Source organism: Synechococcus sp. MIT S9503 (assembly GCF_047304175.1).
Lineage (GTDB): Bacteria > Cyanobacteriota > Cyanobacteriia > PCC-6307 > Cyanobiaceae > Synechococcus_C.
The window spans coordinates 1,259,231-1,284,196 of the sequence record NZ_CP138955.1 but is presented as its reverse complement, the minus strand read 5'-3'; the positions used below and the strand labels follow the sequence as shown (position 1 = coordinate 1,284,196).

General features: G+C 60.4%; 30 protein-coding genes. 18 read left to right on the top strand and 12 right to left on the bottom strand.

The features are described from left to right. Positions 1-3: 3 nt before the first annotated feature. The 3 genes from cobO to SIB56_RS07320 all read right to left on the bottom strand — a co-directional run bounded on the left by cobO (position 4) and on the right by SIB56_RS07320 (position 2,619). Positions 4-669: a cob(I)yrinic acid a,c-diamide adenosyltransferase gene (gene cobO / locus SIB56_RS07330; protein ID WP_413326895.1), complete on the bottom strand. Its 666-nt coding sequence runs from the start codon at positions 667-669 to the stop codon at positions 4-6. After that, positions 666-1,316, bottom strand: a complete 651-nt coding sequence (locus tag SIB56_RS07325) for a methyltransferase domain-containing protein (protein ID WP_413326892.1) — start codon at positions 1,314-1,316, stop codon at positions 666-668. The genes cobO and SIB56_RS07325 overlap by 4 nt, the downstream gene beginning before the upstream one ends. Positions 1,317-1,431: 115 nt before the next feature. Further along, entirely contained in the window at positions 1,432-2,619 is a 1,188-nt protein-coding gene (locus SIB56_RS07320) for a site-specific integrase (RefSeq protein WP_413326890.1), read from the bottom strand. A 71-nt stretch (positions 2,620-2,690) separates the two neighbouring features. Here SIB56_RS07320 and hemH point away from each other — a divergent pair, with 71 nt between their 5' ends. From hemH to SIB56_RS07285, 7 genes are all read left to right on the top strand, one after another. After that, complete coding sequence (hemH, locus tag SIB56_RS07315) at positions 2,691-3,866, top strand: ferrochelatase (RefSeq protein WP_413326888.1); 1,176 nt, start codon at positions 2,691-2,693, stop codon at positions 3,864-3,866. 60 nt (positions 3,867-3,926) lie between these two features. Then, entirely contained in the window at positions 3,927-5,738 is a 1,812-nt protein-coding gene (gene ilvB / locus SIB56_RS07310) for a biosynthetic-type acetolactate synthase large subunit (protein WP_413326886.1), read from the top strand. Between the two features lie 35 nt (positions 5,739-5,773). Next, on the top strand, positions 5,774-6,088 hold the full coding sequence (locus SIB56_RS07305; protein WP_413327209.1) for a nuclease: 315 nt from the start codon (positions 5,774-5,776) through the stop codon (positions 6,086-6,088). A gap of 1 nt (position 6,089) precedes the next feature. Next, entirely contained in the window at positions 6,090-6,314 is a 225-nt protein-coding gene (locus SIB56_RS07300; protein ID WP_413326884.1) for a GIVxVP protein, read from the top strand. Positions 6,315-6,339: 25 nt separating this feature from the next. Beyond that, a complete protein-coding gene (locus tag SIB56_RS07295; protein ID WP_413326882.1) occupies positions 6,340-6,549 on the top strand; it encodes a hypothetical protein in 210 nt (69 codons plus the stop codon). A 76-nt stretch (positions 6,550-6,625) separates the two neighbouring features. After that, complete coding sequence (locus SIB56_RS07290; RefSeq protein WP_413326880.1) at positions 6,626-7,021, top strand: hypothetical protein; 396 nt, start codon at positions 6,626-6,628, stop codon at positions 7,019-7,021. A gap of 33 nt (positions 7,022-7,054) precedes the next feature. Next, positions 7,055-8,731, top strand: coding sequence for an NAD(P)/FAD-dependent oxidoreductase (locus tag SIB56_RS07285; RefSeq protein WP_413326878.1), 1,677 nt, complete (start codon positions 7,055-7,057; stop codon positions 8,729-8,731). Positions 8,732-8,734: 3 nt separating this feature from the next. On the opposite strand, the gene pgeF is transcribed toward SIB56_RS07285, so the two are convergent. The 3 genes from pgeF to SIB56_RS07270 are packed head-to-tail and all read right to left on the bottom strand — an operon-like array spanning position 8,735 to position 11,768. Continuing rightward, complete coding sequence (pgeF, locus tag SIB56_RS07280; protein ID WP_413326875.1) at positions 8,735-9,568, bottom strand: peptidoglycan editing factor PgeF; 834 nt, start codon at positions 9,566-9,568, stop codon at positions 8,735-8,737. Next, positions 9,565-10,479: a Tab2 family RNA-binding protein gene (locus SIB56_RS07275; RefSeq protein WP_413326873.1), complete on the bottom strand. Its 915-nt coding sequence runs from the start codon at positions 10,477-10,479 to the stop codon at positions 9,565-9,567. Before SIB56_RS07275 ends, pgeF begins: the two co-directional genes overlap by 4 nt. Next, entirely contained in the window at positions 10,476-11,768 is a 1,293-nt protein-coding gene (locus SIB56_RS07270) for a S1 RNA-binding domain-containing protein (protein WP_413326871.1), read from the bottom strand. The genes SIB56_RS07275 and SIB56_RS07270 overlap by 4 nt, the downstream gene beginning before the upstream one ends. Positions 11,769-11,819: 51 nt before the next feature. Here SIB56_RS07270 and SIB56_RS07265 point away from each other — a divergent pair, with 51 nt between their 5' ends. From SIB56_RS07265 to folE, 6 genes are all read left to right on the top strand, one after another. Beyond that, positions 11,820-12,653, top strand: a complete 834-nt coding sequence (locus SIB56_RS07265; protein WP_413326869.1) for a creatininase family protein — start codon at positions 11,820-11,822, stop codon at positions 12,651-12,653. Positions 12,654-12,726: 73 nt separating this feature from the next. Beyond that, entirely contained in the window at positions 12,727-13,452 is a 726-nt protein-coding gene (locus SIB56_RS07260; protein ID WP_413326867.1) for an aldehyde oxygenase (deformylating), read from the top strand. 125 nt (positions 13,453-13,577) lie between these two features. Next, positions 13,578-14,618, top strand: a complete 1,041-nt coding sequence (locus tag SIB56_RS07255; RefSeq protein WP_413326864.1) for a long-chain acyl-[acyl-carrier-protein] reductase — start codon at positions 13,578-13,580, stop codon at positions 14,616-14,618. Positions 14,619-14,638: 20 nt separating this feature from the next. Then, a complete protein-coding gene (locus tag SIB56_RS07250; protein ID WP_413326861.1) occupies positions 14,639-15,628 on the top strand; it encodes an acetyl-CoA carboxylase carboxyltransferase subunit alpha in 990 nt (329 codons plus the stop codon). A gap of 24 nt (positions 15,629-15,652) precedes the next feature. Continuing rightward, positions 15,653-16,360, top strand: a complete 708-nt coding sequence (locus tag SIB56_RS07245) for an SDR family oxidoreductase (RefSeq protein ID WP_413326859.1) — start codon at positions 15,653-15,655, stop codon at positions 16,358-16,360. Positions 16,361-16,467: 107 nt separating this feature from the next. Next, on the top strand, positions 16,468-17,187 hold the full coding sequence (gene folE / locus SIB56_RS07240) for a GTP cyclohydrolase I (RefSeq protein ID WP_413327207.1): 720 nt from the start codon (positions 16,468-16,470) through the stop codon (positions 17,185-17,187). 48 nt (positions 17,188-17,235) lie between these two features. On the opposite strand, the gene SIB56_RS07235 is transcribed toward folE, so the two are convergent. Both SIB56_RS07235 and SIB56_RS07230 read right to left on the bottom strand, forming a co-directional pair. After that, positions 17,236-17,727: a hypothetical protein gene (locus SIB56_RS07235; RefSeq protein WP_413326857.1), complete on the bottom strand. Its 492-nt coding sequence runs from the start codon at positions 17,725-17,727 to the stop codon at positions 17,236-17,238. Positions 17,728-17,752: 25 nt separating this feature from the next. Further along, the gene (locus tag SIB56_RS07230) at positions 17,753-18,436 is read right to left on the bottom strand and encodes a phosphoribosylanthranilate isomerase (RefSeq protein WP_413326855.1); all 684 of its coding nucleotides are present in this window, start codon (positions 18,434-18,436) and stop codon (positions 17,753-17,755) included. Between the two features lie 69 nt (positions 18,437-18,505). Between SIB56_RS07230 and SIB56_RS07225 the strand changes: the two genes are divergently transcribed. Then, positions 18,506-19,774 (top strand): site-2 protease family protein, encoded by a 1,269-nt coding sequence (locus SIB56_RS07225; protein WP_413326853.1) that lies wholly within the window; start codon positions 18,506-18,508, stop codon positions 19,772-19,774. Here SIB56_RS07225 and SIB56_RS07220 read toward each other — a convergent pair. Next, complete coding sequence (locus SIB56_RS07220; protein ID WP_413326851.1) at positions 19,747-20,520, bottom strand: lipoyl protein ligase domain-containing protein; 774 nt, start codon at positions 20,518-20,520, stop codon at positions 19,747-19,749. The genes SIB56_RS07225 and SIB56_RS07220 overlap by 28 nt on opposite strands. A gap of 7 nt (positions 20,521-20,527) precedes the next feature. On the opposite strand from SIB56_RS07220, the gene SIB56_RS07215 reads away from it, so the two are divergent. Next, positions 20,528-21,298 carry a TSUP family transporter gene (locus SIB56_RS07215; RefSeq protein WP_413326849.1) on the top strand — a complete coding sequence of 257 codons (771 nt, stop codon included), beginning with the start codon at positions 20,528-20,530 and terminating at the stop codon, positions 21,296-21,298. Positions 21,299-21,308: 10 nt separating this feature from the next. Here the strand turns inward: SIB56_RS07215 and SIB56_RS07210 are convergent, their stop codons facing one another. Both SIB56_RS07210 and SIB56_RS07205 read right to left on the bottom strand, forming a co-directional pair. Next, a complete protein-coding gene (locus SIB56_RS07210) occupies positions 21,309-21,884 on the bottom strand; it encodes a hypothetical protein (RefSeq protein ID WP_413326847.1) in 576 nt (191 codons plus the stop codon). After that, positions 21,881-22,393 (bottom strand): CRR6 family NdhI maturation factor, encoded by a 513-nt coding sequence (locus SIB56_RS07205; protein WP_413326845.1) that lies wholly within the window; start codon positions 22,391-22,393, stop codon positions 21,881-21,883. The genes SIB56_RS07210 and SIB56_RS07205 overlap by 4 nt, the downstream gene beginning before the upstream one ends. A gap of 79 nt (positions 22,394-22,472) precedes the next feature. On the opposite strand from SIB56_RS07205, the gene psaM reads away from it, so the two are divergent. The 3 genes from psaM (at position 22,473) to SIB56_RS07190 (ending at position 24,015) form a co-directional block, all read left to right on the top strand. Further along, entirely contained in the window at positions 22,473-22,577 is a 105-nt protein-coding gene (psaM, locus tag SIB56_RS07200; RefSeq protein WP_413326843.1) for a photosystem I reaction center subunit XII, read from the top strand. Positions 22,578-22,625: 48 nt separating this feature from the next. After that, positions 22,626-22,967 (top strand): hypothetical protein, encoded by a 342-nt coding sequence (locus SIB56_RS07195; protein WP_413326841.1) that lies wholly within the window; start codon positions 22,626-22,628, stop codon positions 22,965-22,967. 85 nt (positions 22,968-23,052) lie between these two features. Continuing rightward, entirely contained in the window at positions 23,053-24,015 is a 963-nt protein-coding gene (locus SIB56_RS07190) for a protochlorophyllide reductase (RefSeq protein ID WP_413326838.1), read from the top strand. Positions 24,016-24,018: 3 nt separating this feature from the next. Here the strand turns inward: SIB56_RS07190 and bchL are convergent, their stop codons facing one another. Then, on the bottom strand, positions 24,019-24,909 hold the full coding sequence (gene bchL, locus SIB56_RS07185) for a ferredoxin:protochlorophyllide reductase (ATP-dependent) iron-sulfur ATP-binding protein (protein WP_413326836.1): 891 nt from the start codon (positions 24,907-24,909) through the stop codon (positions 24,019-24,021). Positions 24,910-24,966 lie beyond the last annotated feature (57 nt).

Below are 24,966 nucleotides of genomic sequence, written 5' to 3'. Positions count from 1 at the left end.
CGCTCAGTATTCGATGCCTGGCTGTGCCTTGACCCCCTGTTCCCTGAACGGGTGCTTGTTCAAGGTCATCTCCGTGACCAGATCCGCGGCTTCAATCAGTGCCGGTGGTGCCCCTCGGCCTGTGACGGCCACGTGGCATAGCTCAGGTCGTTCCCTCAGACCGGCAATCACCGTTTCAGGTTCGATGTAGCCGAGCTTGATCGCCACGTTGAGCTCATCCAGCAGAACCAGCTTGATCCGGTCATCACGCAGGTAGTCCAGGGCGGTCTGCCATGCCTGCATCACCAGCTGCTGATCACGCTGCCTGTCCTGGGTCTCCCAGGTGAAGCCCTCTCCAAGGGCATGCCAGCGGACCTGGTCGCCGAAGCTCTGCAATGCCCTGGCTTCGCCCGGTTCCCAGCCACCCTTGATGAACTGCACAACCGCCACCCGTTCACCATGCCCGAGGGTGCGAAGCAACAGCCCGAGCCCCGCCGTGGTCTTGCCCTTGCCGTGCCCGGTGAACACCAGGATCAGTCCCTTCTCCCTGTTGCGCTGCTCGACGCGCTGGCGCTGCACCTGCTGGCGTCGTTCCATCCGCTTCCTGTAGCCGGCGTCGTCTTGCTCAGGAGCAAGGTTTCCGCCCATGCCCAGTTCGGCTGCCGTCTGATCCAGGTTGCCGTTGCTCATAGAGAGGGTGCATGAATGCCGGGGCGTGCTGCGGTGATCCGTTGCAACGCCCGTCCCGCCAGCAGCTCCTGTTTCACGTCGGTGAAGCCGAGCTGTTTCAGCTGGGATGGCAGGTCATCCTCCAGCATGGCCGTGGCTGTTTCGGTTTCGAACAAACTGCAGAACAACTGCTGGGGCAGTCGCAACCAAGGCCCCGCAGGATGCAGATCCACCAGCACCAGCCACCCTCCAGGCTTCAGCAGGCGCAGGCTCTGCCGCAGCACAAGCTCCCTCTCCCGTCGAGGAAATTCATGCAGTGCCACGCTCAGCTGAACGGCGAGGAAGCTTTCATCCTCCAGCGGCGGATCCTCGGCCAGTCCCTCCACCAGCCTGAGCCCTGGGTGTCGTCGCGCGGCCAGAGAGAGCGCCAGTGGTGAAAGATCAAGCCCCGTGACACTGAATCCCGCCGCCAGCCAGGGAGATGCGGCTTCTCCGCTTCCGCAGCAGAGATCAAGCACCGGACCGCGGGGTTCCAGCCTGGTCTGAAGGACCTCGAGTCCAAGCCCACGCAGACGTTCCACTCCTCCGACGCTCAGCGATGAGATGGCCGTGACCGTGTCGTAGATCCAGCGATAGCGGTAGGCGAGGGGTCGCAGAAACGACGTCATCAGGATCGGAAACGGAAAAACGCGACGTGATTCAAGGGGGTCATCCTGCCGCTGCGGAACTGGACCGTGCGGACCGAGGCCGGCAATCCCACCAGACCCAGCAATGTTCCGCTCGTCAGGCGTGCTGCCTGGCCAGGGCCGCATCGACAGCCTGCTGCTGATCGCGCCGGGTGATCCAGTGGTGATACGTGCGGGTGTGTATGGCCACGGAGTGACCCATCATTCGCGCGGATACCGTGTCAGGAAGACCGATGTGAATGGTTCTCACCGCCCAGGCGTGGCGCAGGTCATAGGGCGTGAGAGGCAGTTCGTAGCGGCGGAACTGCTCGGTGACGCGTCGTCCAACCTGCTGCAGGGTGGTTCGTTTGAGGTCGGTGCTGATCACCGGAAGTGCCTCCGGTTCCTTCCCAAGCTTCAGGAGGTCAAAGCGTTCAACCCAATCAGGGTTGAACGGCCACACCTGATGTTCTCCCGTCTTTGTGGTGGGAAGCACCCGGATCACCCGATCCCCCTCCGCGCACAACGCGGAGAGGTCGCAGAAAAACACCTCATGGTTGCGGAGCCCATAGGTGGCCATCAGTCCATAGGCCAGTCGCCAGCGGGGATTGGGGATGCGCAGGATGCCTTCAAGGATCTGATGATCGCTGGGCAGCTGACGGAAACGGGCCCGGTGCAGGCCATAGCCGGCGGCTTCGGCACGCCAGTTCTCGGGAAGTTCGAGATCCAGCTGCCTGGCCAGCCCAGCCAGCGCGGTGCTGCACTGCTGGCGGCTGCGGCTCCCGTCGGGATAGCTGTGCAGGGTCTTCAGCAGCAGCTCAGCTGCGATCGGCCCGGTGTCGTCTCCGGCCAGTGTTCGCAGTCGCCGCAGATAAGGGTTGTAGGCACCTGTCCATGTGGTCCGACTGCCTGACGGGGAGCGGCGGCGCCGTGGATCGGCGAAAAAAGCCCTTTCGAACTTTTGCAATTGCTGCTCAAGTGGGGCGTGAGCGCCTTCGGCCGACTCGGATCGGGTTTTACCCGTTGATGCTGCTGTGATCCACTGATCCCAGCGGAACTGGTTGCGTTTGAGCTGGGCATCGATCACCCGGGCGATCTGTTCTGCTTCGCGCAATCCCTCGCGGCCGATCTCCAGTCCGAGACTGAGCCGTTGCACTGATCGCTGATCAGGGCTTTTCCGATCGGGCAACGAGCCGCGAAGATTTAACCGACGACCGCGACATTCGATACGCAGGCTGATGCCGATCGACGCCAGTGAAGCATTCGCATTTCGCCTGATCTGCTCAAACTCCTCGCTGCGGTTCATCCTTTCGTTCAGGACAGCGCCACCATGCCGTTAATGCGGGTTACTCTCAACCCCTGAATTCGTTTCCAGACATGGCTCGGGTCGGTGTCGTATTGCTCAATCTGGGTGGCCCTGAGCGGATTCAGGATGTTGGTCCATTTCTCTTCAATCTCTTCGCCGATCCGGAGATCATCCGGCTGCCGATTCCCGCGCTTCAGAAACCGCTTGCCTGGTTGATCAGCACCCTGCGTAGCGGCAAGTCACAGAGTGCCTACCGCTCTATCGGAGGTGGCTCGCCTCTGCGCAGGATCACAGAGCAGCAGGCCAGGGAGCTTCAGAGCCTTCTGCGTCAACGCGGCATCGACGCCACCAGTTATGTGGCCATGCGCTACTGGCATCCCTTCACTGAGTCCGCCGTTGCGGACATCAAGGCTGACGGGATGGATCAGGTGGTGGTTCTGCCGCTTTATCCACATTTCTCAATCAGCACAAGTGGCTCAAGTTTCCGCGAGCTGCAGAGGCTGCGTCAGGGTGACGGCGTCTTCGAGAAGCTGCCGATCCGCTGCATCCGCAGCTGGTTCGATCACCCTGGCTACGTCACAGCCATGGCCGAGCTGATCGCCGAGGAGGTCCGTAACAGCGATGACGCAAAGAAGGCCCACGTGTTCTTCAGTGCCCACGGTGTTCCGAAGAGTTACGTCGAAGAGGCTGGCGATCCCTATCAACAGGAAATCGAGGCTTGCACCGGTCTGATCATGAAGAAGCTCGAGGAGCTGATGGGGCATGGCAATCCCCATACCCTCGCTTATCAGAGCCGTGTGGGTCCGGTGGAGTGGCTCAAGCCGTATACCGAAGAAGCGCTTGAGGAACTCGGCGAGGCCAAGATCAACGATCTGGTTGTTGTGCCCATCAGTTTCGTCAGTGAGCACATCGAAACGCTTGAGGAAATCGACATCGAGTACCGTGAACTCGCCACCGAAGCCGGAGTTGTGAACTTCAGGCGTGTGCGGGCTCTCGACACCTATCCCCCTTTCATCGAAGGCCTGGCCGATCTCGTGGTCACCAGTCTTGAAGGACCTGAGGTGAGCCTCGACGCGGCAGCGGAGCTGCCGAACACGGTGAAGCTCTATCCGCAGGAGAAATGGGAGTGGGGCTGGAGCAACAGCTCCGAGGTCTGGAACGGAAGGTTGGCCATGCTCGGCTTCTCCGCATTCCTGCTGGAGATCATCAGTGGTCAGGGGCCGTTGCACGCTCTCGGACTGCTCTGAACGGCGGCAGCCCGACAGGCCGGCCCTTAATCTTGAGGGTCAGACCCCCGTGTAGACACAGTGACGCTGACCTCTGCTCCCACGGCCGATTCAGCGTCAAGCAGCGACGGTCGTCGCAGGATCAGCGGAGCACAGGCGCTGATGGATGCTCTGCGCCGGCATGGAGTTGAGACGATTTTCGGCTATCCGGGCGGAGCCATCCTTCCGATCTACGACGCGCTGCATGTCGCGGAAAGCGAAGGTTGGCTAAGGCACTACCTGGTGCGTCACGAACAGGGCGGGACCCACGCCGCCGATGCCTATGCCCGTGCCACAGGCCGTGTGGGTGTCTGTTTCGGTACATCCGGTCCAGGCGCCACCAATCTGGTGACGGGCATCGCCACAGCGCAGATGGATTCAGTGCCGATGGTGGTGATCACCGGTCAGGTGCCGAGAACGGCGATCGGTACCGATGCCTTCCAGGAAACGGACATCTTCGGGATCACACTGCCGATCGTGAAGCATTCCTGGGTTGTTCGAAATCCCGCGGATCTCGCCTCGGTGGTTGCGCAGGCCTTTCACATCGCCGCATCGGGTCGACCGGGCCCTGTTCTGATCGACATCCCCAAGGATGTCGGACAGGAGGAATTTGATTACGTCCCGGTCGAACCAGGATCCGTGATCCCGGCCGGCTTTGCCTCCACGCCCCCACCTGATCCTCAGTCGATCGAGGCTGCGCTTGATCTGATCGCCGAAGCCAGTCGTCCACTGCTCTATGTGGGGGGCGGTGCGATCGCGGCTTCAGCTCATGACAGCATCGCGATGCTTGCTGAGCGCTACCAGATACCCGTCACCACCACGCTGATGGGCAAAGGGGCTTTTGATGAAACTCACCCTCTGGCCCTGGGGATGCTGGGCATGCACGGCACGGCCTATGCCAATTTTGCAGTGACCGATTGTGATCTGCTGATTGCGGTAGGGGCTCGCTTTGATGATCGGGTGACCGGCAAGCTCGACACTTTCGCCCCGAAAGCCAGGGTTGTTCATTTCGAGATCGATCCAGCCGAGATCGGCAAGAACAGGCGCCCCGATGTTGCCGTTCTCGGTGATGTGGGTGTCAGTCTTGCCGCATTGGTGGACCTGAGTCTGCGTCGATCTCCGCAGCTTCAGACCACGGCCTGGCTTGACAGGATCCGCGACTGGAAACAGCGCTATCCCCTGACGATCCCTCCTCAAGAAGGACCCATCTATCCGCAGGAGGTGCTGATGGCTGTTCGCGATCTGGCTCCGGGAGCCATCGTCACCACGGATGTGGGACAGCATCAGATGTGGGCTGCACAGTATCTGCGCAATGGTCCCCGCAGCTGGATCAGCAGTGCGGGGCTTGGAACCATGGGTTTCGGGATGCCTGCTGCACTGGGGGCCCAGGTTGCCTGTCCAGATCGTCAGGTTGTGTGCATCGCCGGGGACGCCAGTGTGCTGATGAATATCCAGGAACTGGGAACCCTCGCCCAGTACAGGCTCCCGGTGAAGGTGGTGATTGTGAACAATCACTGGCAGGGTATGGTTCGTCAGTGGCAGGAAAGTTTCTACGAAGAGCGTTATTCGGCTTCCGACATGCTGGGCGGTATGCCTGATTTCGAAGCCCTTGCCAAGGCGTTTGGTGTGGAGGGCATGAAGCTCGTTGAGCGCGAGCATCTTCACAGCGGTCTGGCTGAGGCGTTCGCTTCACCGAATCCAACCCTGGTGGATGTGCATGTACGTCGTGGTGAGAACTGTTATCCGATGGTTCCTCCGGGTTGCAGCAATGCTCAGATGGTGGGTCTGCCCTCCGAGGCTGAACTGGCTTTGCAGGAGTCTGGGAGTTGTTCCCCCAACGGTGGTGGCTTGTGAGAATCAGCGTCGTGATTGCAGCAGCTTTCAGCCTGATGCTGCTGTTGCCTTTTCAGGCTTTCGCTGCTGAGGTTCTGCAGGTGAGGTCGGCGACGCTTCTTCAGGTTGGCGATCGCAATCGCAACTACAGCGTGCAGCTTGCCTGCGTGGAGGTCGCGCCTGATGATGAGCAGCAGGCACAGGATTGGCTTCGCCGTGCTGTTCCCCGTCGCCGGAGGGTGAATCTGCGGCCGGAGGGCAGCTCAGACGGTGTTCTGCTGGCCAGGGTCACACCGATCGGAGACGAGCTGGATCTGGGCGCCGCACTGGTGCATGAGGGACTGGCTCGCGTCAGCTGTCCCGCCGCCTGAGATGGCACGGAACCGCATTGCCTCAGGGATCGTCATGGTGCCCTGTGTTCTGCTCGGTGCAGCGTTCCTGAGCACGGCCTTCTGGGGTGAAGCAGCATCTGACAACCGATCTTTCGCCATCGCGATCGGCAGTCTGCTGATGATCGTTGGACTTCTCTCACTGGCGATTCCTGGTGGCAGCCCCGAAGCTGTGACAAAGGAGGACGAACCAGAACAGCCTCACTAGGGTTGACCGGCCGGGTCCCCAAGGCATGGCCCACCCTCAAGAAGTGTCACCAGACATCAGCGCGTCCGATGATGTCGGAGGAACTGCGTTCCATAAACGCTCCAATTCACTTCTGGCCGGGTCCGACCGAGTTTTGCGGGTCCTGGGAGTGATTGCCGCCACCCTGCCCGGCTGCCAGGCCCTGGCAGCCAGCACAGCGCTGCAGTCCCCCGTCTGGCACTGCTGCCGACGGTGATCTGGCCAGTCGACTTGCATCAGCTCGGGCAACAGGGGAGCGCGATCACCGTTCAGCCACGCGGCCATGGGTCTGGATGCTTCCTGCCCATCGTGTCCGCAGCCTTGAGATTCGCCCCTGGAATCAGCTGGTTCTCGACCAGTCGGCCCATGGACCGGGATGGACAGCCTTCAGCAAACGGTTTGTCGATCAGCATGATCAGCCTCCGGATCTGGTGGCTGCCTCTGGATTCGACTCGGCGCGCATGCTCACCCTCGCTTCGCTCGCCCCTGCTCCGGTTTCGTCAGAAGGCACCAGGGATCACTTTGGCTGGCTTGATCCTGATCAGGAACCGACGTCGATGTGTGATGCGGTCAAAGCACGCCTCGATGGACGTTCCGTTCGTCTTCAGGGAGCGGCCAGTGACCTGAGTCGAAGACCAGGGCAGCCGCCATCCGGAGCGGCTGTAACCCGACTGATGTCAGGCCGGTAAGGTTTTCAAAAAGGTCTGGGAAGGAGAGAGCTCGTGCTGCGTCTGAGCGAGCTGCGGCTGGATCTGGACCACACGGAGGAGGATCTTGAAGAGGCTGTTCTCCGCTGTCTGCGAGTTCCGAAGGAGCGACTCCTCTCCCATTCCTTGGTGAAGAGGAGCATCGATGCCCGTCGGAAGGATCGAATCCGGGTCATCTACTGCGTGGACGTTGTGGTGCAGGGGGAGAAAGCACTGCTGCGTCGCCGCTCCGCCGACCGTCGCATCCGTCGCAGTCCCGATGAGTCCTATCGCTTCGTCGCCCATGCTCTATCCAGTCCGGATGATCTGGCACGGGCGCGTCCTGTGGTGATCGGCGCCGGACCCTGTGGTTATTTCGCAGCACTGCTGCTCGCACAGATGGGGTTTCGCCCGCTGCTGCTTGAGCGCGGTCAGGCCGTGAAGCAGCGCAGCCGCGACACCTTTGGATTCTGGCGTCGTCAATCGACGTTCAAGCCTGAATCCAATGTTCAGTTCGGGGAAGGTGGCGCCGGCACCTTCTCCGACGGGAAGCTTTACAGCCAGGTGAGCGATCCCGCTCATTACGGCCGCAAAGTGCTGGAGGAGCTGGTGAAATGCGGCGCCAACCGCGACATCCTCACCCGTCACCGTCCGCATATCGGCACCTTCAAGCTGGCGACGGTGGTCAGGGGGTTGCGCGCCCAGATTGAGGATCTTGGGGGTGAGGTGCGCTTCGGCTGCCGCGTGGAACAACTCCTGCTCGAGCCCGCTGAGGCTCCCGGGAGCAAGCGGATGCGGATCGCAGGACTGGAACTCTCCGACGGCAGCCGCCTCAACTGCAGTCAGGTGGTTCTGGCCCCTGGGCACTCGGCCAGGGACACCTTCGCGATGCTGGATCGGGCAGGCGTCGCCATGGAGCGGAAGCCATTCGCCATCGGTCTCCGGATCGAGCACCCACAGTCGCTGATTGATCGCGCCCGCTGGGGAGATGCCGCCGGTCACCAGCTGCTGGGCTCCGCTGAATACAAGCTGGTGCACCACGCTGCCAACGGTCGTTGCGTCTACAGCTTCTGCATGTGTCCCGGGGGGTTTGTGGTGGGTGCAACCTCGGAGCCCGGTCGGGTCGTCACCAATGGGATGAGCCAGCACTCCCGCAATGAACGGAACGCCAACAGCGGGCTGGTGGTTCCCGTTTTTGATTCAGACCTGGAGCCCTATGAGCGCTGGCCTGGGGATCCGCTTGCTGGTCTGGTCTTCCAGCGTGAACTCGAATCACTCGCCTTCACCCTCGGCGGAGAGGATTACAGCGCCCCTGTTCAGCGACAGGAGGACTTTTTGGCGGGAAGGCCGTCCATCTGTCTCGGAACAGTCACCCCCTCGTATCAACCGGGAGTCAGGCCCTCCGATCTGGCCGAGCTTCTCCCCGAGCCCATGGTGGCGGCTCTGAGGGAGGCTCTGCCCGCGTTCAGCAGGAAGCTCTCCGGTTACGAACATCCCGATGCGGTGCTGACCGGGGTGGAAACGCGCACCTCCTCGCCCTTGCGAATCGCAAGGGATGAAAGCCTGGAATCGCTCAACGTGATCGGTCTCACACCGGCCGGTGAGGGAGCCGGTTTCGCGGGAGGCATTCTCTCGGCAGCGATCGATGGCATTCGCGCAGCTGAAGCTGTCGCATTGCGCCTGATTGCGCTCACATCAACCGGAAAACCGTGAGGTTCAGATCGCAGCCTGCCCCACGATCCCGCTCCACTGAACCGTCTTCACCTGATCGCGTCGCCAGGAGTGAAACAGGGTTGGTTCGGCGATCGTGCACAGCGGACAGGTTCTGATTCTTTCGCTGTCGATCCCTTCCGACTGCAGTTGCTGCGCAGCGGCCTGTCGGATATCGAGACGCCAGCGACCCTGCTCGGAATCGGGAAGGATCACACCCTGCCTCTGCAGCTGCTCCAGTGATCTGGGCTCAGCTGCCACTGCCTCACCCACCTGAAGGGCCACTGATTCCTCAACCTGATAGCGCTCTCCACTGACGGCTGGCCCCAGAGCGATGAGCAGCTGTGACCTGTCGGCTCCGCGTTGCTCGAGTCTGGCGATGGCTTCGGGCAGGATGCCGGCGGCCACTCCACGCCAGCCGGCGTGGCACGCTGCCACATGACCGGTCTGAGGATCGGCAAGCAGCACGGGGGTGCAGTCGGCTCCGCAGACCCAGAGGCTCTGCCCACCCCGGTCGCTCACCAGGCCATCAGCATCGGGCCATGGTGCGCAAAAGGCTGCGGAGGCTTCGAGAACGACATTCCCATGGACCTGCTGAGGACGATGAACGGTGACACCGCATGACAGGTAGGCGGCCAGTTCATCCGGCCCACGGCCATGCCAGCGACGGGTGAAGAAGCCATGTTCAAAACCAGCGTCATGCAGATGATCCGCAGTGAGGAAATAGCCGCCGTAACAGCCCACCCAGGTCCAGCCGGGAAGCGTGTTGAAGCTGCTGTCTGGTTGGGCGAGAGGATCCACCTCTGCTGTGTCTCGGCCATCTCCCGGAGCGGGATTCATGGTTGCGGCTGATCCCTCAGCATCCAGAAGCCTTCGAAGCGCTCGCTTTCCGGCGAGCTCTGCACGGCAATGAACTGAAGGCCATGCAGGTTTAGAAAGGATGATTCCAGGGCGGCGGAGATCTGCTCCGCTTCCTGCTGGCTCAGATCACTGACCAGCCAGGCATCGTCCTGTCCGGCATCAAGAATCAGCTGGAGGGAACTTACGCGCAGACGGACAGGCTCAAGCCCTCCCAGCCAGCCGGCCAGTGCCAGGGCACGGCTGCGGCTGAAAAGCCGCAGTCCGGGGACCTGAAGATCCTCCTCAAGAGAGGTGGGAACGGGCAGAAGCCCGTTGAAGCCAAGTGGCCACTCAGTCGCATCCTTCAGGCTGCCGACAGGAAGTCCTGCCCAGGTCCAGGCATCGCCCCGGACCGCCTCAGGCAAGGGCAGTGGAGGGGTCTCGACAGGGGAAGGAGGCAAGGCAAGCGGACCCGCCATGAAACCCTCCTCCTGGGGATAGAGGATCCTCTCGCGTTCTTCAAGCCAGTCGAGCAGTGCATACGTGCGTCTGCTGGGCACCACTTCCAGAAGCAGTTCCGCCGCTGCACGCTGCACCATCGTTCGCATTGCACTGCGCCAGGCCCGCAGTCTCTGAGGTGGTCTCCAGCCCTGATCCTCTGCGTCAGCGAGCGCTTCACGCAGTGCTGCGGCCAGCCAGGTGGAATTGACGTCGCTCGCAGGACAAAGCTTGGCGAAACGGAAGCATTCGCTGCCGTCAATCTCCGGAGTGCTGATGATCAGCAGCTCCCAGCGTTTTTTTCCATCCTTTTCAAGAATGGGTCTTGAGTAGAAGTCCAGCTCCCAGTCGGCCTGGGGATGCGGCCTGGATTGGGGGCCGGCGTCACCGGCAGACATCGGAGCTGTGATCATCCAGCTGACTGTTCCTGCTGCCTGAGGACGTTACGGGCCCTGTTGGCTCGATCCTCAGCCTCTGCCATCACGGTGTCTTTGTCGGCCAGAAGCTCACCCGGCTGTCCCTCCAGCAGGGCGGTGTTGAGACCGATGCGGCCGCGGCCCGGATCCAGCTCGGTGATCAGTGCCCTAACCGTGTCGCCCTGGCTGAAGACTTCACGAAAAGAACGGAGGCTGCCACCGGTGATCACCGATTGATGCAGCAGTCCGCTGATGCCGCCAAGGTCGATGAACAGTCCATAGGGCTTGATGGCAGCCACCTGACCCTCCACGAGCTGGCCAACTTCCAGTTCCGAGAAACGGGCTGCAACGGCAGCCCGTTTCTCGGAGAGAACCAGCTTGCGGGTTTCGGAATTGACCTCAAGAAAGGCGACTCCGAGGGTCTTTCCCACCAGTGCTTCGTGGTTTTCGCCTTCCTGAAGCTGGGACCTGGGAATGAACCCCCTCAACCCCTCGAGGTCGCAGGTCACACCCCCTCGGTTGAAACCGCTGACTTTGACCTGAACAACCTTGCCGTCCTTGGCGAGCTGCTTCACCTTGTCCCAGCTCTTGCGCAGAGCAAGAGCTCGGCAGCTGATTGTGACCATGCCATCGGCGTTCTGTTCGCGGGTGACCAGCACCTCCAGTTCGAGGCCTTTGGGAAAACGTTCCTTGAGATTGGTGATCACCCCAAGTCCGCATTCGCTCTTGGGCATGAAGCCGGGAGCCTTGCCTCCGATGTCGACATAGACACCATCACTCTCCATGCCGATCACCGTGCCGGTCACCACTTCACCCGTGGTGCCAACAGGTTCATTGGCATCGAGTGCCGCGAGAAAAGCATCCTCGTCGAAATCGAAATCGTCGACGCTGCGGCTCGCTGCCGCCTCGGCGGGTGAGGCGTTCAGGGATCGCCCTGTGTCGGCAGGGCCGAGCAGGTCGGCCATGGTCATCCCTGAGAGATCGTCTTCATCGGGGTCCATCGACGGGGCATGGGAGGTCTGTGGTCCTCTTGGAGCAGCCGGAGGCCTGGGAGCCACCGACGACTGACCTCCCTCTGCTGCCAGTGCGGCCTGCTCGAGCTGTGCTGCCCGTGCTGTAGCAGCATCGGCGGCAGCACGGGCTTCCTCCGCTTCCCTGCGCAGCCGTTCCTGCTCCTCCCGCTTGCTGATGTGCATCACCTGAAGCGGTTTTCGAGGTGGCTGCGCCGAAGCGGCAGCGCCTTTGCCACCATCCAGTCGTGAATTCTGACGTTCTGTTCCGGCCATGGGACCCATCGTCCTTGGCAGGACAGTCTGACAGCAGGAGGTTGAATCAGGATGAGTGGCGATGGTCAACAACCCCTAAGGCGTCTGGAGTGCATGCGCTGGCCGGAGGCAGCACTGGCCCTGGAGCGGAGCGGTTCAACCCTCGTGTGGCCGTTCGGGGCCTTCGAGCAGCACGGTCCGCAGCTTCCCCTGCTCACCGATGCGCTCTTCGCTGAACGGATCCTTGACCATGTTCTCGAAGGCATGCCGCACACTCTGCCGATCTGGGCACTGCCGACGCAGAGGATCGGTCTTTCACCCGAACACCGAGGCTTTCCTGGAACCCTCAGCCTGAGTGCGGAACTGTTGATTCGCCTTGTGCGGGAAGTGGGCAAACAGCTCGCGGCCCAGGGTGTCCAGCGCCTCGTGCTGTTCAATGCCCATGGCGGTCAGATCGGTCTGCTGCAGGCCGCTGCAAGGGAACTGGCCGCGGAAACACCCTCAATGGCCGTTCTTCCCTGTTTCCTCTGGAGTGGTGTCCCGGGACTCGATTCTCTCGTGCCTGCCCATGAACTTGCTCACGGTCTGCATGCGGGACTGGCGGAAACCAGTCTGATGCTCGCCCTGGAACCATCTCTCGTCGGTGAACAAAGGCCTCTTGATGGTGACCACGTCAGCGATTCGGCTGCGGCCAGGCCACCCGAGGGATGGAGTCTGGAAGGCCCTGCGCCGCTCGCCTGGTTCACGGCCGACCTCAGTCAGTCGGGGGTGGTCGGCGATAGCCGCGGTGCTGACGCGACCCTCGGACACCAGCTGGAGACAGCACTGGTGAGTCATTGGCAAGGGCTGTTCACAAGCCTGATGGCATCAAGCTGGCCACCCCGAGGAGACCGCCGTCGCGTCTGAAGTCGTTGGATTTAACGTCCAATATGGACAGCACTGGTTACAGTCAACTGCGTTGAACGTTTCGGAAAGATCCATGCCGACCCCCGTTAGCCCAGAGGTTGCCGTCCTTGACGAGCGGGATGCATCGGCTCAACAACTGCCTGACTTCGCTGCTGAGGCCTACAAAGACGCCTACAGCAGGATCAACGCCATCGTGATCGAGGGCGAGCAGGAGGCCTATGAGAACTACATGGCCTTGGGAACCCTGATCCCCGAAAACAAGGATGAACTCGCCAAGCTGGCGAAGATGGAGATGAAGCACATGAAGGGCTTCACTTCCTGTGGCCGCAATCTGGGTGTGACGGCTGACATGCCTTTCGCCAAGAAATTCTTCGAGCCACTGCATCAAAATTTCCAGAAAGCTCTCAATGAGGACAGGGTTGTCACCTGCCTGCTGATTCAGGCTCTGTTGATCGAAGCCTTCGCCATCTCGGCTTACCACATCTATATCCCTGTTGCGGACCCCTTCGCCCGCAAGATCACTGAAGGTGTCGTGAAGGATGAATACCTCCACCTCAACTACGGCGAGCTGTGGCTGAAGAACAACTTCGAGGCCAGCAAAGAGGAGCTTTTTACCGCCAACAAGGAGAACCTCCCCCTGATTCGCTCCATGCTCGATCAGGTTGCGTCCGACGCGGCCACTCTGCACATGGAAAAAGAAGATCTGATCGAGGATTTCCTGATCGGCTACCAGGAAGCTCTCAGCGAGATCGGCTTCAACATGCGTGAAATCGCACGGATGGCAGCTGCCGCTCTCTAGGCCCGGGGTCCGGTTTGAACACAGGCACGTTTTTGTTTTCACGTGCCTTCATGGGATCATGAAAGATCAGCTCACCTTTGAGGTGAGGTTTATTCAATGCGCACACGGACGACCGTCGGCAGTACATGTTTGGACTGATCGGGCATTCCACCAGCTTTGAGGCGGCGAGGCGCAAAGCCTCCGATCTTGGATTTGATCACATCGCCGACGGTGATCTCGATGTCTGGTGCAGTGCACCGCCTCAGCTGGTCGAGAACGTGGAGGTCACCAGCGCCACGGGCAAAACCATCTCAGGTGCCTACATCGACTCCTGTTTCGTGCCCGAAATGCTCAGCCGTTTCAAAACGGCTCGACGCAAGGTGCTCAACGCCATGGAACTGGCTCAGAAGAAAGGCATCAACATCACGGCTCTCGGCGGTTTCACCTCGATCATTTTCGAGAATTTCAATCTTCTCCAGCATCAGCACGTGCGCAGCACGACGCTGGAGTGGGAGCGATTCACCACAGGAAACACCCATACGGCCTGGGTCATCAGCCGACAGGTTGAGAACAACGCACCTCTGCTCGGCATCGATCTCGCCAAGGCCAAGGTTGCCGTGGTGGGTGCCACAGGAGACATCGGCAGTGCTGTCTGCCGCTGGCTTGCCAATCGAACAGGTGTTGGAGAGCTGCTGCTGGTGGCACGTCAGCAGCAGCCCCTGAAGGATCTACAGGCGGAACTCGGTGGTGGACAAGTGCTCACCCTCGAACAGGCGCTTCCCAAGGCTGATGTCGTGGTCTGGGTAGCAAGCATGCCTCGCACTTTGGAAATCGATTCCTCCACGCTCAGAAAACCCTGTCTGATGATCGACGGGGGTTACCCGAAGAATCTCGATGCCAAAGTTGCATCCGAAGGCGTTCACGTGCTGAAGGGTGGCATCGTTGAGTTCTGCACTGACATCGGCTGGACGATGATGGAAATCGCCGAGATGGAAAAGCCTCAGCGCCAGATGTTCGCCTGCTTCGCTGAAGCGATGCTGCTTGAATTTGAGGAGTGCCACACCAACTTCAGCTGGGGGCGTAACAACATCACTCTGGAGAGAATGGACTTCATCGGTGCGGCATCAGTGCGCCACGGTTTCTCCACTCTCAATCTTCAAGGGCAGCCCCAGGCTGTCGTTGTCTGAAGTCTCTCCCTGGTTTCACCATGGCCCGCCGCCCTCTGCTTGATTTCGAGAAACCGCTTGTGGAGCTCGAACAGCAGATCGAGCAGATCCGCCAGCTGGCAAGGGATTCAGAGGTGGATGTCAGTCAGCAGCTGCTGCAGCTCGAGACACTGGCGGCGCGCCGTCGAGACGAAATCTTCCGCTCTCTGAGCCCGGCGCAGAAAATTCAGGTTGCCCGTCATCCGCATCGGCCCAGCACTCTCGACTTCATCCAGATGTTCTGTGATGACTGGATCGAGTTGCATGGTGACCGTCGTGGCAGTGATGATCAGGCTCTGATCGGAGGGATCGGTCGCCTCGGTGATCGATCGGTTCTGCTGATCGGCCATCAGAAGGGCCGTGACACCAAGGAAAACGTGGCCAGGAATTTCGGCATGGCCACCCCTGGCGGTTATCGCAAGGCTCTACGTCTGATGGAACATGCCGATCGCTTCCACCTGCCGATCCTTGCCTTCATCGACACCCCTGGGGCCTACGCCGGCCTGCTGGCCGAGGAGCAGGGGCAGGGCGAAGCCATTGCCGTGAATCTTCGCGAGATGTTCAGCCTTCGAGTTCCGATTGTCGCGACGGTGATCGGCGAAGGGGGTTCAGGCGGTGCTCTTGGAATCGGAGTCGCCGACAGGCTGATCATGTTCGAGCACAGCGTCTACACCGTTGCCAGCCCCGAGGCCTGCGCTTCGATTCTCTGGCGTGATGCGGCGAAGGCGTCCGAGGCGGCTGCTGCTCTGCGCATCACCGGAAAGGATCTTCTCAGCCTCGGCGTGGTGGACGAGGTGTTGCCTGAACCTGCAGGTGGCAACAACTGGGCTCCTTTAGAGGCAGGTGAAACGCTGAAAGCTGCGCTGAATCGCCATCTCGACGAGCTTCTGGCTCTGTCTATCGAAGACCTGAAGGATCAGCGCTACAGGAAATTCAGGGCCATGGGGCGTTTCCTGGATGCCGCCTCCACAGGGGCTGATCAGGTTGCTTAAAATCGAATTGATTGCACGCGTTTCTTGCCTTCCGTTCTGATCACCGGTGCATCGCGTGGAATCGGTCATGCAGCTGCCAAGGCTTTTGCTGAAGCAGGGTGGGATCTATTGCTCGTTTCGCGCAGTGATGCTGCTCTTCAGTCTCTTCAGTCTGAGCTGAGCGCGCTTGGCGTTCGTGTTGTCCATCAGGCGATCGATCTCACAGACTCAACCGCCATTGCTCCTGGGATCGAAACTCTGCTGAACCAGGGTCTTCGCCCTTCCGTTCTCATCAACAATGCTGGTGCTGCGTGGACCGGGGACCTGCTCGAGATGCCCCTGGAACAGTGGAACTGGCTGTTTCAGCTCAACCTCACCAGCGTTTTTCAGATGTGCGCTGCCGTCATCCCTTCGATGAGGCCAGCGGGTGGGTTGGTGATCAACGTGAGCAGTCATGCGGCCAGAAATGCTTTCCCGGGCTGGGGCGCATACTGCATTTCCAAGGCTGCTCTGGCCAGTTTCACGAGTTGCTTGGCGGAAGAGGAACGTCAAAACGGAATCAGAGCCTGCACTCTCACACTCGGTTCAGTGGACTCATCCTTGTGGGATTCTCCAACCGTGAGCAGCTCATTCGACCGGCGTGCGATGATACCTCTAGATCAAGCAGCGGGAGCGCTTCTTCATCTTGCGAAACAACCGTCGACCCAGGTGATTGAGGACATGACGCTCATGCCTTCTACAGGCGCATTCTGAATTACTCACCATCTGCCACTTAGCAGCATCCCCTTACGTTTGACATGACTTCAATCATCCCCGTTCAGGCCGGTGAGCTCTCCGACTCCGGTTCTAAAAAAAATAAGATGTCTAAAAAAGCTGCTAAAAGTGATATTGAAATTTTGACCTCTGTTTCTGCACGTATTCGTGAAAGAATTAAAAATGATGGTGGTTCCTTTTTGGCTAATGACAATATCGCCGAATATATCAAGCCTGGTGAGCTGATTGAGTTGGGAGTGGAGGTTGCGGACCGAGTCCGGGATCTTCTCAGGACTCTGGTCATTGACATTGAAAATGATCACAACACTCGTGAAACAGCCGAGCGTGTGTCTCGAATGTATATCAATGAGGTTTTCAAGGGTCGTTATCACGATCAACCCAAAGTCACAAGTTTTCCTAACGCAAAGAAGCTAGACGAGATCTATACCGTCGGGCCCATGACAGTGAGATCTGCATGTTCCCACCACTTCGTTCCAATCATTGGAAATGTCTGGATTGGAATCAAGCCAGGAGAGCGAGTCATTGGTTTGTCCAAATTCAGTCGTGTTGCGGATTGGGTTTTCTCAAGACCTCACATTCAGGAAGAAGCTGTCATGATTCTTGCTGATGAAATTGAGAAATTATGTGAGCCCCAAGGTCTGGGCATCATCATCAAAGCTGAGCACTACTGCATGAAGTTGAGGGGAGTGAAGGAGCCTCAATCAAGTATGGTTAATTCCGTGGTTAGGGGTGATTTCCGCCACGATCCAAGCCTGAAGCAGGAATTTTTCGAACTCGTGCGTCAGCAGCAGGCGTACGGAATCTGAACTGCGGCTGATTTCTTGCGCTGCCCGAATTGAGACCTTGTCTGAGCTTCAATCGGTGACGGGGCCAATCGCATTGCTGCTGATGCGTTTGATCTTGCCGTTGCTGTCGCGCACGACCAGCACAGCCATGATCGTGCTTTGCTGATCATCCGCACTGACCTGGTAGGTAGTGCCGGACGCGGACTCGATCAGGATCCAGTTCCCCTGCTCACCGCGGCGATACCAGTGGACACCGAGTTCATCAACCTCCGCTCCCTGGAGCATCGGCTGAGCCTCGAGCAATGCACCTTCCCTGGCTTGTCCGGCCAGCACGAAGCGCTTCAGTCCTTCGATGGTTTGCTCAAGATGGCCTTCCCGCTGAAGTCCCTGGTCGATCTGTCCATCGAGCACCTGGATCTGTTGCTGCGGGCTGGCCGTCATGCCAGGCACACACTGCAGACTGCCGTTTTCAAGTCGGCATCCCGGCAGCATGCCCTGGGCTGAGAGCCCAAGAGGGGCTGCCGCCATCAGAGTGAGGCAGAGTGACGTGGCCCGGAACATGGGAACTGTGGTGGGTGGATTCAACCTATCCCTGGTCGGCGGCATGGATCCGGACTGCCTTGATTAGCGCCTCGACCCGATGGAGATCCTTCACTCCAGGGCTGTGCTCCAGCCTGCTTGAGGCATCGAGACCAAAAGGACTGACCTGATTCACCAGTGCGGGAACCCATTCAGCGCTGATGCCCCCGGCCAGCCACCAAGGTAGATCGCTGCTGATCCGCTCCTGCAGGCGTTCAAGCCAGGAAAGGTCAAGGCGATGCCCCGTTCCTCCCAGCTGCTCCGGACTCCAGGCATCAAGAAGCAAGGCATCCACACTGGTGGCGTAGGCGTCGATGCGTTCGAGATCGGCCTGTTCCCGAAGCCGCAGGGCCTTCCACCAGCGGATCGAGGGATACAGCTGACGCAGATCGGCGCATCGCTCTGCTGATTCCTCGCCGTGCAGCTGCACCACCGATGGTTGTCCCTCCCCGGTCAGCGCTGATGCAAGATCTTTGTCGCTGAGGTCGGCTATTACCCAGACGCGTCTCAGCTGGGGATGTTCCTGGGCCAGTCTCGCGAAGATCTCCCTGCGTCGGGTCGGCTCAACGAAACGTGGAGTGGACGGCACACCGATGACGCCGATCGCATCAACCCCCATGGCTGCTATCTCACAGGCCTGGTCGCTGTCGGTCAGACCGCAGATCTTGAGGGACAGCCCCTGATCGACCATGGGGGAACAGCTGTTGATGTCCTTTCTAGGATTGAGACAACACTCCCGGCTAGCCGGCCGGAGAAGCATTTGGGTGACGGCTGGCAACTGATGCGCATCGGCGGGATTCCTCTGAGGGTTCATCCCAGTTGGTTCATCGTGCTGGTGCTGTTCACCATGGCCTTTCAGCAGCAGGTCGCCAAGCTCCCAGCTGCTGAGGGTGCCGTCTGGATTAGCTGGTTGATGGGGCTGCTCACTGCACTGCTGCTGTTCGTGTCCGTGCTGCTGCATGAGCTTGGACATTCGCTGGTGGCACTGCGTGAAGGCGTGAAGGTCAGCAGCATCACATTGTTTCTGATGGGTGGAGTGGCCCGGGTGGAACGCGAATGCTCCACGGCGATGGGCTCCCTGAGGGTGGCTGCCGCCGGGCCTGCGGTCAGTCTGGTTCTCGGCGCCGTGCTCCTGTACAGCGTGCATTCCGCTGAACATGTGAGTCCCCTGCTGGGGAATCTGGTGGCTCAGCTGGGAGGTCTCAACCTGGTGCTGGCATTGTTCAATCTGCTGCCCGGCTTACCGCTGGATGGAGGCCTGATACTCAAATCCCTTGTGTGGCAATGGACCGGCAGCCAACGTCGGGGAATCCAGGTCGCGACAGCCAGCGGCCGCTTCCTGTCTCTGCTGGCCGTCATGATCGGTTTCTGGATCTTGCTCAGGGGCGGCGGATTTTCCGGTCTTTGGCTGGTGCTGCTTGGCTGGTTCGGAATGAGTGCCTCCCGCACCCAGACCCAGACCCTGGCTCTGCAACAGGTGCTCAAAAGGGAGACCGTCGGGCCGGCAACCTCGAGACGATTCCGGGTGGTGGAGGCGGACCAGACCCTGCGCAGCCTCAGCAAACTGCGTCTGGGGGCTGCGGACAACGGCGATCCCTGCCTTCCCGACTGGGTGCTGGTCTGCCGGGGAGGCCGTTGGATCGGCTTCATCACAGATCAGCCTCTCAAGGATCTGCCCGTTCAGCAGTGGGATCGTCAGACCATCGGAGATCATCTCCAACCGCTTGATCGTCTTCCATCGATTCAGCAGACGTCACCTCTCTGGGAAGCGGTGGTCGAACTGGAGGCAACCGAACAGGGCCGCCTGCTTGTTCTGGGTCCGGCCGGTCTTCCTGATGGGACTCTCGACCGGTGTGACCTGGGTGAAGCCGTTCTCAAGGGTCTGTCGGTGAAACTGCCCGAGGCCATGCTCACGGCCGCCCGGCGTTCCAACACCTATCCGTTCGGGATGCCTTTGGCGCAGGTGGTGAAAAGCATGCAGGCTTCAGGTCTTCTGGATGATCAGAGCGCTGGAGCGTCCAGTCGATAAGCCTCGGCGCGCTGCTGCATGAGGTTTCGCTCTTCAGGGCTTAGTGCTCGATCAGTCCAGTCGTGAGTCGACAGTCCTTTGCTGAAGCTGGAGATCAGCGCGCGTTGAACCGCTGCGGCATCAGGTGATGACGGTGTCCACCGCGGTGGATCGTTGCCGAACACGGCTCTCCAGAGATCAGCAGGAGGGGTCAGTGGAATTTCGCCGTGCTGCAGGAGATGACCGTGCTGCCAGAACTGAGCGCTGCCGATGCGTTTGGTTCCTTCCGCATCCACCAGGTCGGCCGCTGTGGAACGGGCAAAGCAGTCAACGGCTCCTCCCTGCGCAGGTGCATCCCCGGGATTGAGACTGACGCCCAGTTCCGAGAAGCCGCAGGTGATCCAGCGGTTCACCTGCCGGTAAGCCTCCCGTCTCTGTCGCGGGGGGTCAGGCCAGACCAGCGCATAGGTCAGCCCGCCCGCATGCAGCACGGAACCTCCGCCGCTGGGTCGCCGGATCAGATCCAGCTCACCTGCTCTGGCCAGGCTCAGCCATGAACCCGGAAGCTCCCTCTGATGTCGGCCCAGGGAAAGTGATGGTCTGATCCAGCGATAGAAGCGCAGCACCGGTCCGGTCAGCTTCAGAGTCCAGGAGTGCTCGAGCAGAAGAGCGTCCAGCGCCATCTGTTCGGCACCGCTGAGGTTCAGGTCCGGCAGCAGGCGACCACCGCCTGATCGCTCGGAGCGGCAGGATGCTGGCAGCGTCATGGCGGCGATGACATTGGCGGACGTGCTGCTGGCCGTGCCGTTGGGACTCCTGGCGGGAGCTCTGGCCGGTCTGCTGGGAATCGGTGGTGGACTGATTTTCGCTCCTCTGCTGCTCTGGATGGGGCTCAGCCCCCATCAAGCCCTGGCCACGAGCACGTTCGCGATCGTGCCCACGGCGATCGGTGGCAGCTACACCCACTGGCGAGCGCGCAATCTGCCGCTCAGGCCGGCCATGGCGATCGGATTGTCGGCCTTTGTCACCGCTCTGGTGTTCAGCCGTCTCGGACGACTGGCTGCAGGCTGGCAGCTGCTGACGCTCCAGGCCCTGCTCTATCTGCTGCTGGCACTGATGATTCGTGGTGATCGCGGCGATCTTGAAGCGGAGCGTGATCAGCCTCTGCCTCTCTTCGGTCTCATGGCTGTGGGAGTTGTCGCGGGGCTGGCGGGGGGCATGCTCGGCCTCGGTGGAGGCTTGCTGATGGTTCCATTGATGGTGAGTGGGCTGTCAGTGCCGATCCGTCAGGCGATTCGTCTCAGCACCCTCGCAGTGGCCTGCTCAGCGAGTGCTGCCTCGTTGCAGTTCCTTCATGACGGACGCGGCCAGTGGATGCTGGGTCTTCTGCTCGGAGCCGTCGCGGCGTTCGCAGCCCAGTGGACTGCATCCCGGCTGGATCGTGTCAATCCAGGAACGCTCGCATTGCTGCTCAGAGCGCTCTCGGTGTTGCTTGCTTTTGACAGTGGCCGCAGAGCCATTCAGCTGGCGTTGCAGGGAGGCTGATCCTTCCGGATCAGTTCAGCACACTCAGTTCTTGCAGGTCGACCTGCTGCATCCAGGCTGAGAGTGCCAGCAGGGAGGCACGATCCGGCAGGCACAGGCAGCCGCTGCCGGGGTTGCAGTGATGAATGCCCAGTCCGCTGCGGCTGGTGTCAAAACGGGGCGTGAGATTCACCCAGATGTCCTCACCCCAGGGTTCCGGCGGGGCCAGGTTGTACTCGCCCACGGGGAGTGGGGCTCCGTTGCCAGGAGACCAGCGACGGTCCAGGCCCTGGCTGCTGGCTGTCCCGCTCACTGCAGGCCATCTGGCCAGGATGTTGCTGCCCTGGCGCAGTTCCAGCAGCCACAGGGGCTGTTCATGATTGCCCTTCAGGTCGGAGCGTCGGGCTGTGAGCTGCAACCGCTTCCCATGCAGGCTGACCAGCAATTCCTGAGTCGGGCCGCTCTGGCCGGGTGGCAACGGCAGCGGCGAGGGTTTTGCCCTGGCGACTTCCGGGGAACGCGTCGGAGTGACAAGCTGCGCTTGGGTTCCGCAGCTCCCGGTGCAGAACGCCAGCAACAGCAGAGATAATCGAGTCCAGCTCTTCACGGCATCCCTGCTGGCGATTGATCGAGCAGCTCCCAGAAGCCTCCATCCAGCTCGAAACCGAGGCTGGCAGCCATCAGGCTGAGGTTGCCCCGCTGTCCTCCGGACACGTTCGTCGAGCTGCCCAGCTGGTCCAGCAGCATCAGACGATGGGTGATCCAAAGCTCCAGAGCCTGAGGGTCAAAGCGGATGCCTTCACTTGGGCTGAAATCATGTGGAACCAGCATCGCCACGTGCTGAGCAAGGCTTCCTCCGGTTCGGTCCAGCAACAGAGGCAGCCATGGGTATCGGGCGTCAGCGCGCAGTGCCCACAGCCGCGGTTCAGGACACTCGCTCAGCTCTCTCGGGTCATCGGCCTGTCGAGGCCATTCATAGCGCAGTTCCAGTGCAGCACCGTCATCGAGCAGTTTCTGGAGCGGGCGTTCCATCCAGCCTGAAAGTGCCTGCAGACTCAGTGTTCTGATCGCCTCTGCGTCGATGGTCACCAGGGAATCAGGACTCAGGGCTTCCATGCGGGTGTGACAGGCCTTTGCGAATGATGGCGCCCCGAGGCCTGCGCAGGAAAGAATGCAATGGTTTCAGGCTTCCGTCATGGTCAGCACCCTTACCCAGACCGAAATCCTCATCGCTCTCGTGGTGGCTGCCCACGCCGGTGTGCTCGCCATCCGTCTGTGCGTGAGTCTCTACAACGCCTGAGCTGAACGGGCCTCTTGGCATGAACGGTGCGCCGCGTTACAAGCGGTCATGCATAAAGCCGTTACCTCAGCGCCTGATGCCGCCTCACTGGCGGCTCTGCTTCAGCAGCAGAACGACCGGATGGAATTGTTGTGCAGCTCCCTCGCATTAGCAGTGAAGGGTGGTCTGATCTTCCTCGGTGTGGTCAGCGTCGTGCGCTTGTCGATGGCTTACCAGGAGCGGCTCGACCGGCATGGAGAACTTGCAGCTGTTGTGGATGTGGAGGCCAGCAAGTTGCAGGGGCTTCAACATCGTTTCGACACCCTGTTCACGCTTGGCGGGGATGAGCGCTTGATGGATGAGCAGGAACAGTGGATTGCTCCGAACCGTCTGCGCGTGATCTGGCGCTGATCGGCAGCCCGCTGCAATTCATGACCGATCGCCGGAGGGTCATTCATCCGACCGGCAGACTGAGCGATCTGCACCGATCCTTCCGATGCCCTTCCCAGGCACTGTTCTGATCACCGGAACCACCTCCGGGGTCGGCCTGCATGCCACAAGCGCTCTCGTGCAACAGGGCTGGACCGTGATCACCGCCAACCGCTCCCCTCAGCGTGCCGCCGCCGCTGCTGACGCGCTGGATCTTCCCCCGGAGCGGCTGAAGCATGTGCTGATGGATCTCGGTGATCTGGACAGTGTCCGTCAGGCGGTGGATAGTCTCCCTGGAAAAGTTGATGCGCTGGTCTGCAACGCCGCCGTCTACAAACCCAAGCTGAAGCGGCCGGAGCGTTCCCCGCAGGGTTACGAGATCTCGATGGCCACGAATCACTTCGGCCATTTTCTGCTGGTTCAGCTGCTGATGAATCGGCTCGGAGCGTCGTCACACCCCTCACGCCGTGTGGTGATTCTCGGCACTGTCACGGCGAATTCGAAGGAGCTTGGAGGCAAGATTCCGATTCCGGCTCCCGCTGATCTCGGTGATCTCTCAGGTTTCGAGGCCGGTTTCAGGGAGCCGGTGTCGATGGCCAGCGGCAAGCGCTTCAAACCAGGGAAGGCATACAAGGACAGCAAGCTCTGCAACATGATCACCACGCAGGAACTGCACCGTCGCTTCAACCCCGACACCGGCATCAGTTTCACGTCGCTTTATCCAGGGTGCGTTGCGGACACGCCGCTTTTCCGTAACACCCCAAGGGCTTTCAGAAAGATCTTTCCCTGGTTTCAGAAGAACATCACCGGCGGCTATGTCTCCCAGCCACTGGCCGGGGAGCGTGTCGCTCAGGTTGTGGCCGATCCGGAGTTCGCTGAATCAGGGGTGCACTGGAGCTGGGGCAATCGTCAGACGAAAAACGGTCAGCAGTTCAGCCAGGAACTGTCCGACAAGGTGACCGATTCCCAGACCGCTGAGAGGGTCTGGGATCTGACCATGCAACTGGTGGGGCTGGGGGTGAAGGAGTAGGCCTCAGTCAAATCCCAGCAGATCGAAGATCTCCCGATCCTTCAGCGAGGTGGCCTCCAGGGGTTCGACCTTGTCGATCATGTTCTGAGCCAGCTTCAGATACTCCTCGCGAACGGCCTGCACCGCCTCGTCGTCGTCGTCCATTTCAAAGATGGTGCACTTCTTCAGGCGGGAGCGGCGAATGGCATCCACATCCTTGAAATGAGCCATCGTGCGCAGGCCCGTGCGCTCGTTGAACTTGTCGATCTGATCGGTATCGGCGGAGCGGTTGGCAACAACACCACCGAGGCGCACCTTGTAGTTCTTCGCTTTGGCCTGGATCGCCTGCACGATCCTGTTCATGGCAAAGATCGAATCAAAATCATTCGCGGTCACGATCAGGCAGTAGTTGGCGTGCTGCAGCGGTGCGGCGAATCCCCCGCAGACCACGTCTCCGAGAACATCGAAAATCACCACGTCGGTGTCTTCCAGCAGGTGATGCTCCTTGAGCAGCTTCACGGTCTGGCCGGTCACGTAACCCCCGCAACCTGTGCCGGCCGGGGGGCCTCCGCTTTCAACGCACTGCACGCCGTTGAAGCCTGTGAACACAAAATCCTCCGGTCGCAGCTCCTCGCTGTGGAAGTCCACCTCCTCGAGGATGTCGATCACCGTGGGCACCATTTTGTGGGTGAGGGTGAAAGTGCTGTCGTGTTTCGGGTCGCAGCCGATCTGCAGAACCCGCTTGCCCAGCTTCGAGAAGGCGGCTGAGAGATTCGAGGATGTGGTGGATTTCCCGATCCCGCCTTTGCCATAGACGGCAATCACCAGGGTCTCCTCCTGGATGTTCAGCGATGGGTCCTGAAGGACCTGCACGCTGCCTTCTCCGTCGGCCGGTCGCGTCAGGGTCGTGGTCATGCAGCGACCTTTGCAAAAGGAATCAATCTCATTCAACAGCAACAGATGCACCAGCGC

Excerpts from the sequence above, each read along its gene's own strand:
- cobO (WP_413326895.1), bottom strand. The coding sequence starts at position 669 with ATGAGCAACGGCAACCTGGATCAGACGGCAGCCGAACTGGGCATGGGC.
- SIB56_RS07325 (WP_413326892.1), bottom strand. The coding sequence starts at position 1,316 with ATGACGTCGTTTCTGCGACCCCTCGCCTACCGCTATCGCTGGATCTAC.
- SIB56_RS07320 (WP_413326890.1), bottom strand. The coding sequence starts at position 2,619 with ATGAACCGCAGCGAGGAGTTTGAGCAGATCAGGCGAAATGCGAATGCT.
- hemH (WP_413326888.1), top strand. The coding sequence starts at position 2,691 with ATGGCTCGGGTCGGTGTCGTATTGCTCAATCTGGGTGGCCCTGAGCGG.
- SIB56_RS07305 (WP_413327209.1), top strand. The coding sequence starts at position 5,774 with ATGCTGCTGTTGCCTTTTCAGGCTTTCGCTGCTGAGGTTCTGCAGGTG.
- SIB56_RS07300 (WP_413326884.1), top strand. The coding sequence starts at position 6,090 with ATGGCACGGAACCGCATTGCCTCAGGGATCGTCATGGTGCCCTGTGTT.
- SIB56_RS07295 (WP_413326882.1), top strand. The coding sequence starts at position 6,340 with ATGGCCCACCCTCAAGAAGTGTCACCAGACATCAGCGCGTCCGATGAT.
- SIB56_RS07290 (WP_413326880.1), top strand. The coding sequence starts at position 6,626 with ATGCTTCCTGCCCATCGTGTCCGCAGCCTTGAGATTCGCCCCTGGAAT.
- pgeF (WP_413326875.1), bottom strand. The coding sequence starts at position 9,568 with ATGAATCCCGCTCCGGGAGATGGCCGAGACACAGCAGAGGTGGATCCT.
- SIB56_RS07275 (WP_413326873.1), bottom strand. The coding sequence starts at position 10,479 with ATGATCACAGCTCCGATGTCTGCCGGTGACGCCGGCCCCCAATCCAGG.
- SIB56_RS07270 (WP_413326871.1), bottom strand. The coding sequence starts at position 11,768 with ATGGCCGGAACAGAACGTCAGAATTCACGACTGGATGGTGGCAAAGGC.
- SIB56_RS07265 (WP_413326869.1), top strand. The coding sequence starts at position 11,820 with ATGAGTGGCGATGGTCAACAACCCCTAAGGCGTCTGGAGTGCATGCGC.
- SIB56_RS07260 (WP_413326867.1), top strand. The coding sequence starts at position 12,727 with ATGCCGACCCCCGTTAGCCCAGAGGTTGCCGTCCTTGACGAGCGGGAT.
- SIB56_RS07255 (WP_413326864.1), top strand. The coding sequence starts at position 13,578 with ATGTTTGGACTGATCGGGCATTCCACCAGCTTTGAGGCGGCGAGGCGC.
- SIB56_RS07250 (WP_413326861.1), top strand. The coding sequence starts at position 14,639 with ATGGCCCGCCGCCCTCTGCTTGATTTCGAGAAACCGCTTGTGGAGCTC.
- folE (WP_413327207.1), top strand. The coding sequence starts at position 16,468 with ATGTCTAAAAAAGCTGCTAAAAGTGATATTGAAATTTTGACCTCTGTT.
- SIB56_RS07235 (WP_413326857.1), bottom strand. The coding sequence starts at position 17,727 with ATGTTCCGGGCCACGTCACTCTGCCTCACTCTGATGGCGGCAGCCCCT.
- SIB56_RS07230 (WP_413326855.1), bottom strand. The coding sequence starts at position 18,436 with ATGGTCGATCAGGGGCTGTCCCTCAAGATCTGCGGTCTGACCGACAGC.
- SIB56_RS07220 (WP_413326851.1), bottom strand. The coding sequence starts at position 20,520 with ATGACGCTGCCAGCATCCTGCCGCTCCGAGCGATCAGGCGGTGGTCGC.
- SIB56_RS07215 (WP_413326849.1), top strand. The coding sequence starts at position 20,528 with ATGACATTGGCGGACGTGCTGCTGGCCGTGCCGTTGGGACTCCTGGCG.
- SIB56_RS07205 (WP_413326845.1), bottom strand. The coding sequence starts at position 22,393 with ATGGAAGCCCTGAGTCCTGATTCCCTGGTGACCATCGACGCAGAGGCG.
- psaM (WP_413326843.1), top strand. The coding sequence starts at position 22,473 with ATGGTCAGCACCCTTACCCAGACCGAAATCCTCATCGCTCTCGTGGTG.
- SIB56_RS07195 (WP_413326841.1), top strand. The coding sequence starts at position 22,626 with ATGCATAAAGCCGTTACCTCAGCGCCTGATGCCGCCTCACTGGCGGCT.
- SIB56_RS07190 (WP_413326838.1), top strand. The coding sequence starts at position 23,053 with ATGCCCTTCCCAGGCACTGTTCTGATCACCGGAACCACCTCCGGGGTC.
- bchL (WP_413326836.1), bottom strand. The coding sequence starts at position 24,909 with ATGACCACGACCCTGACGCGACCGGCCGACGGAGAAGGCAGCGTGCAG.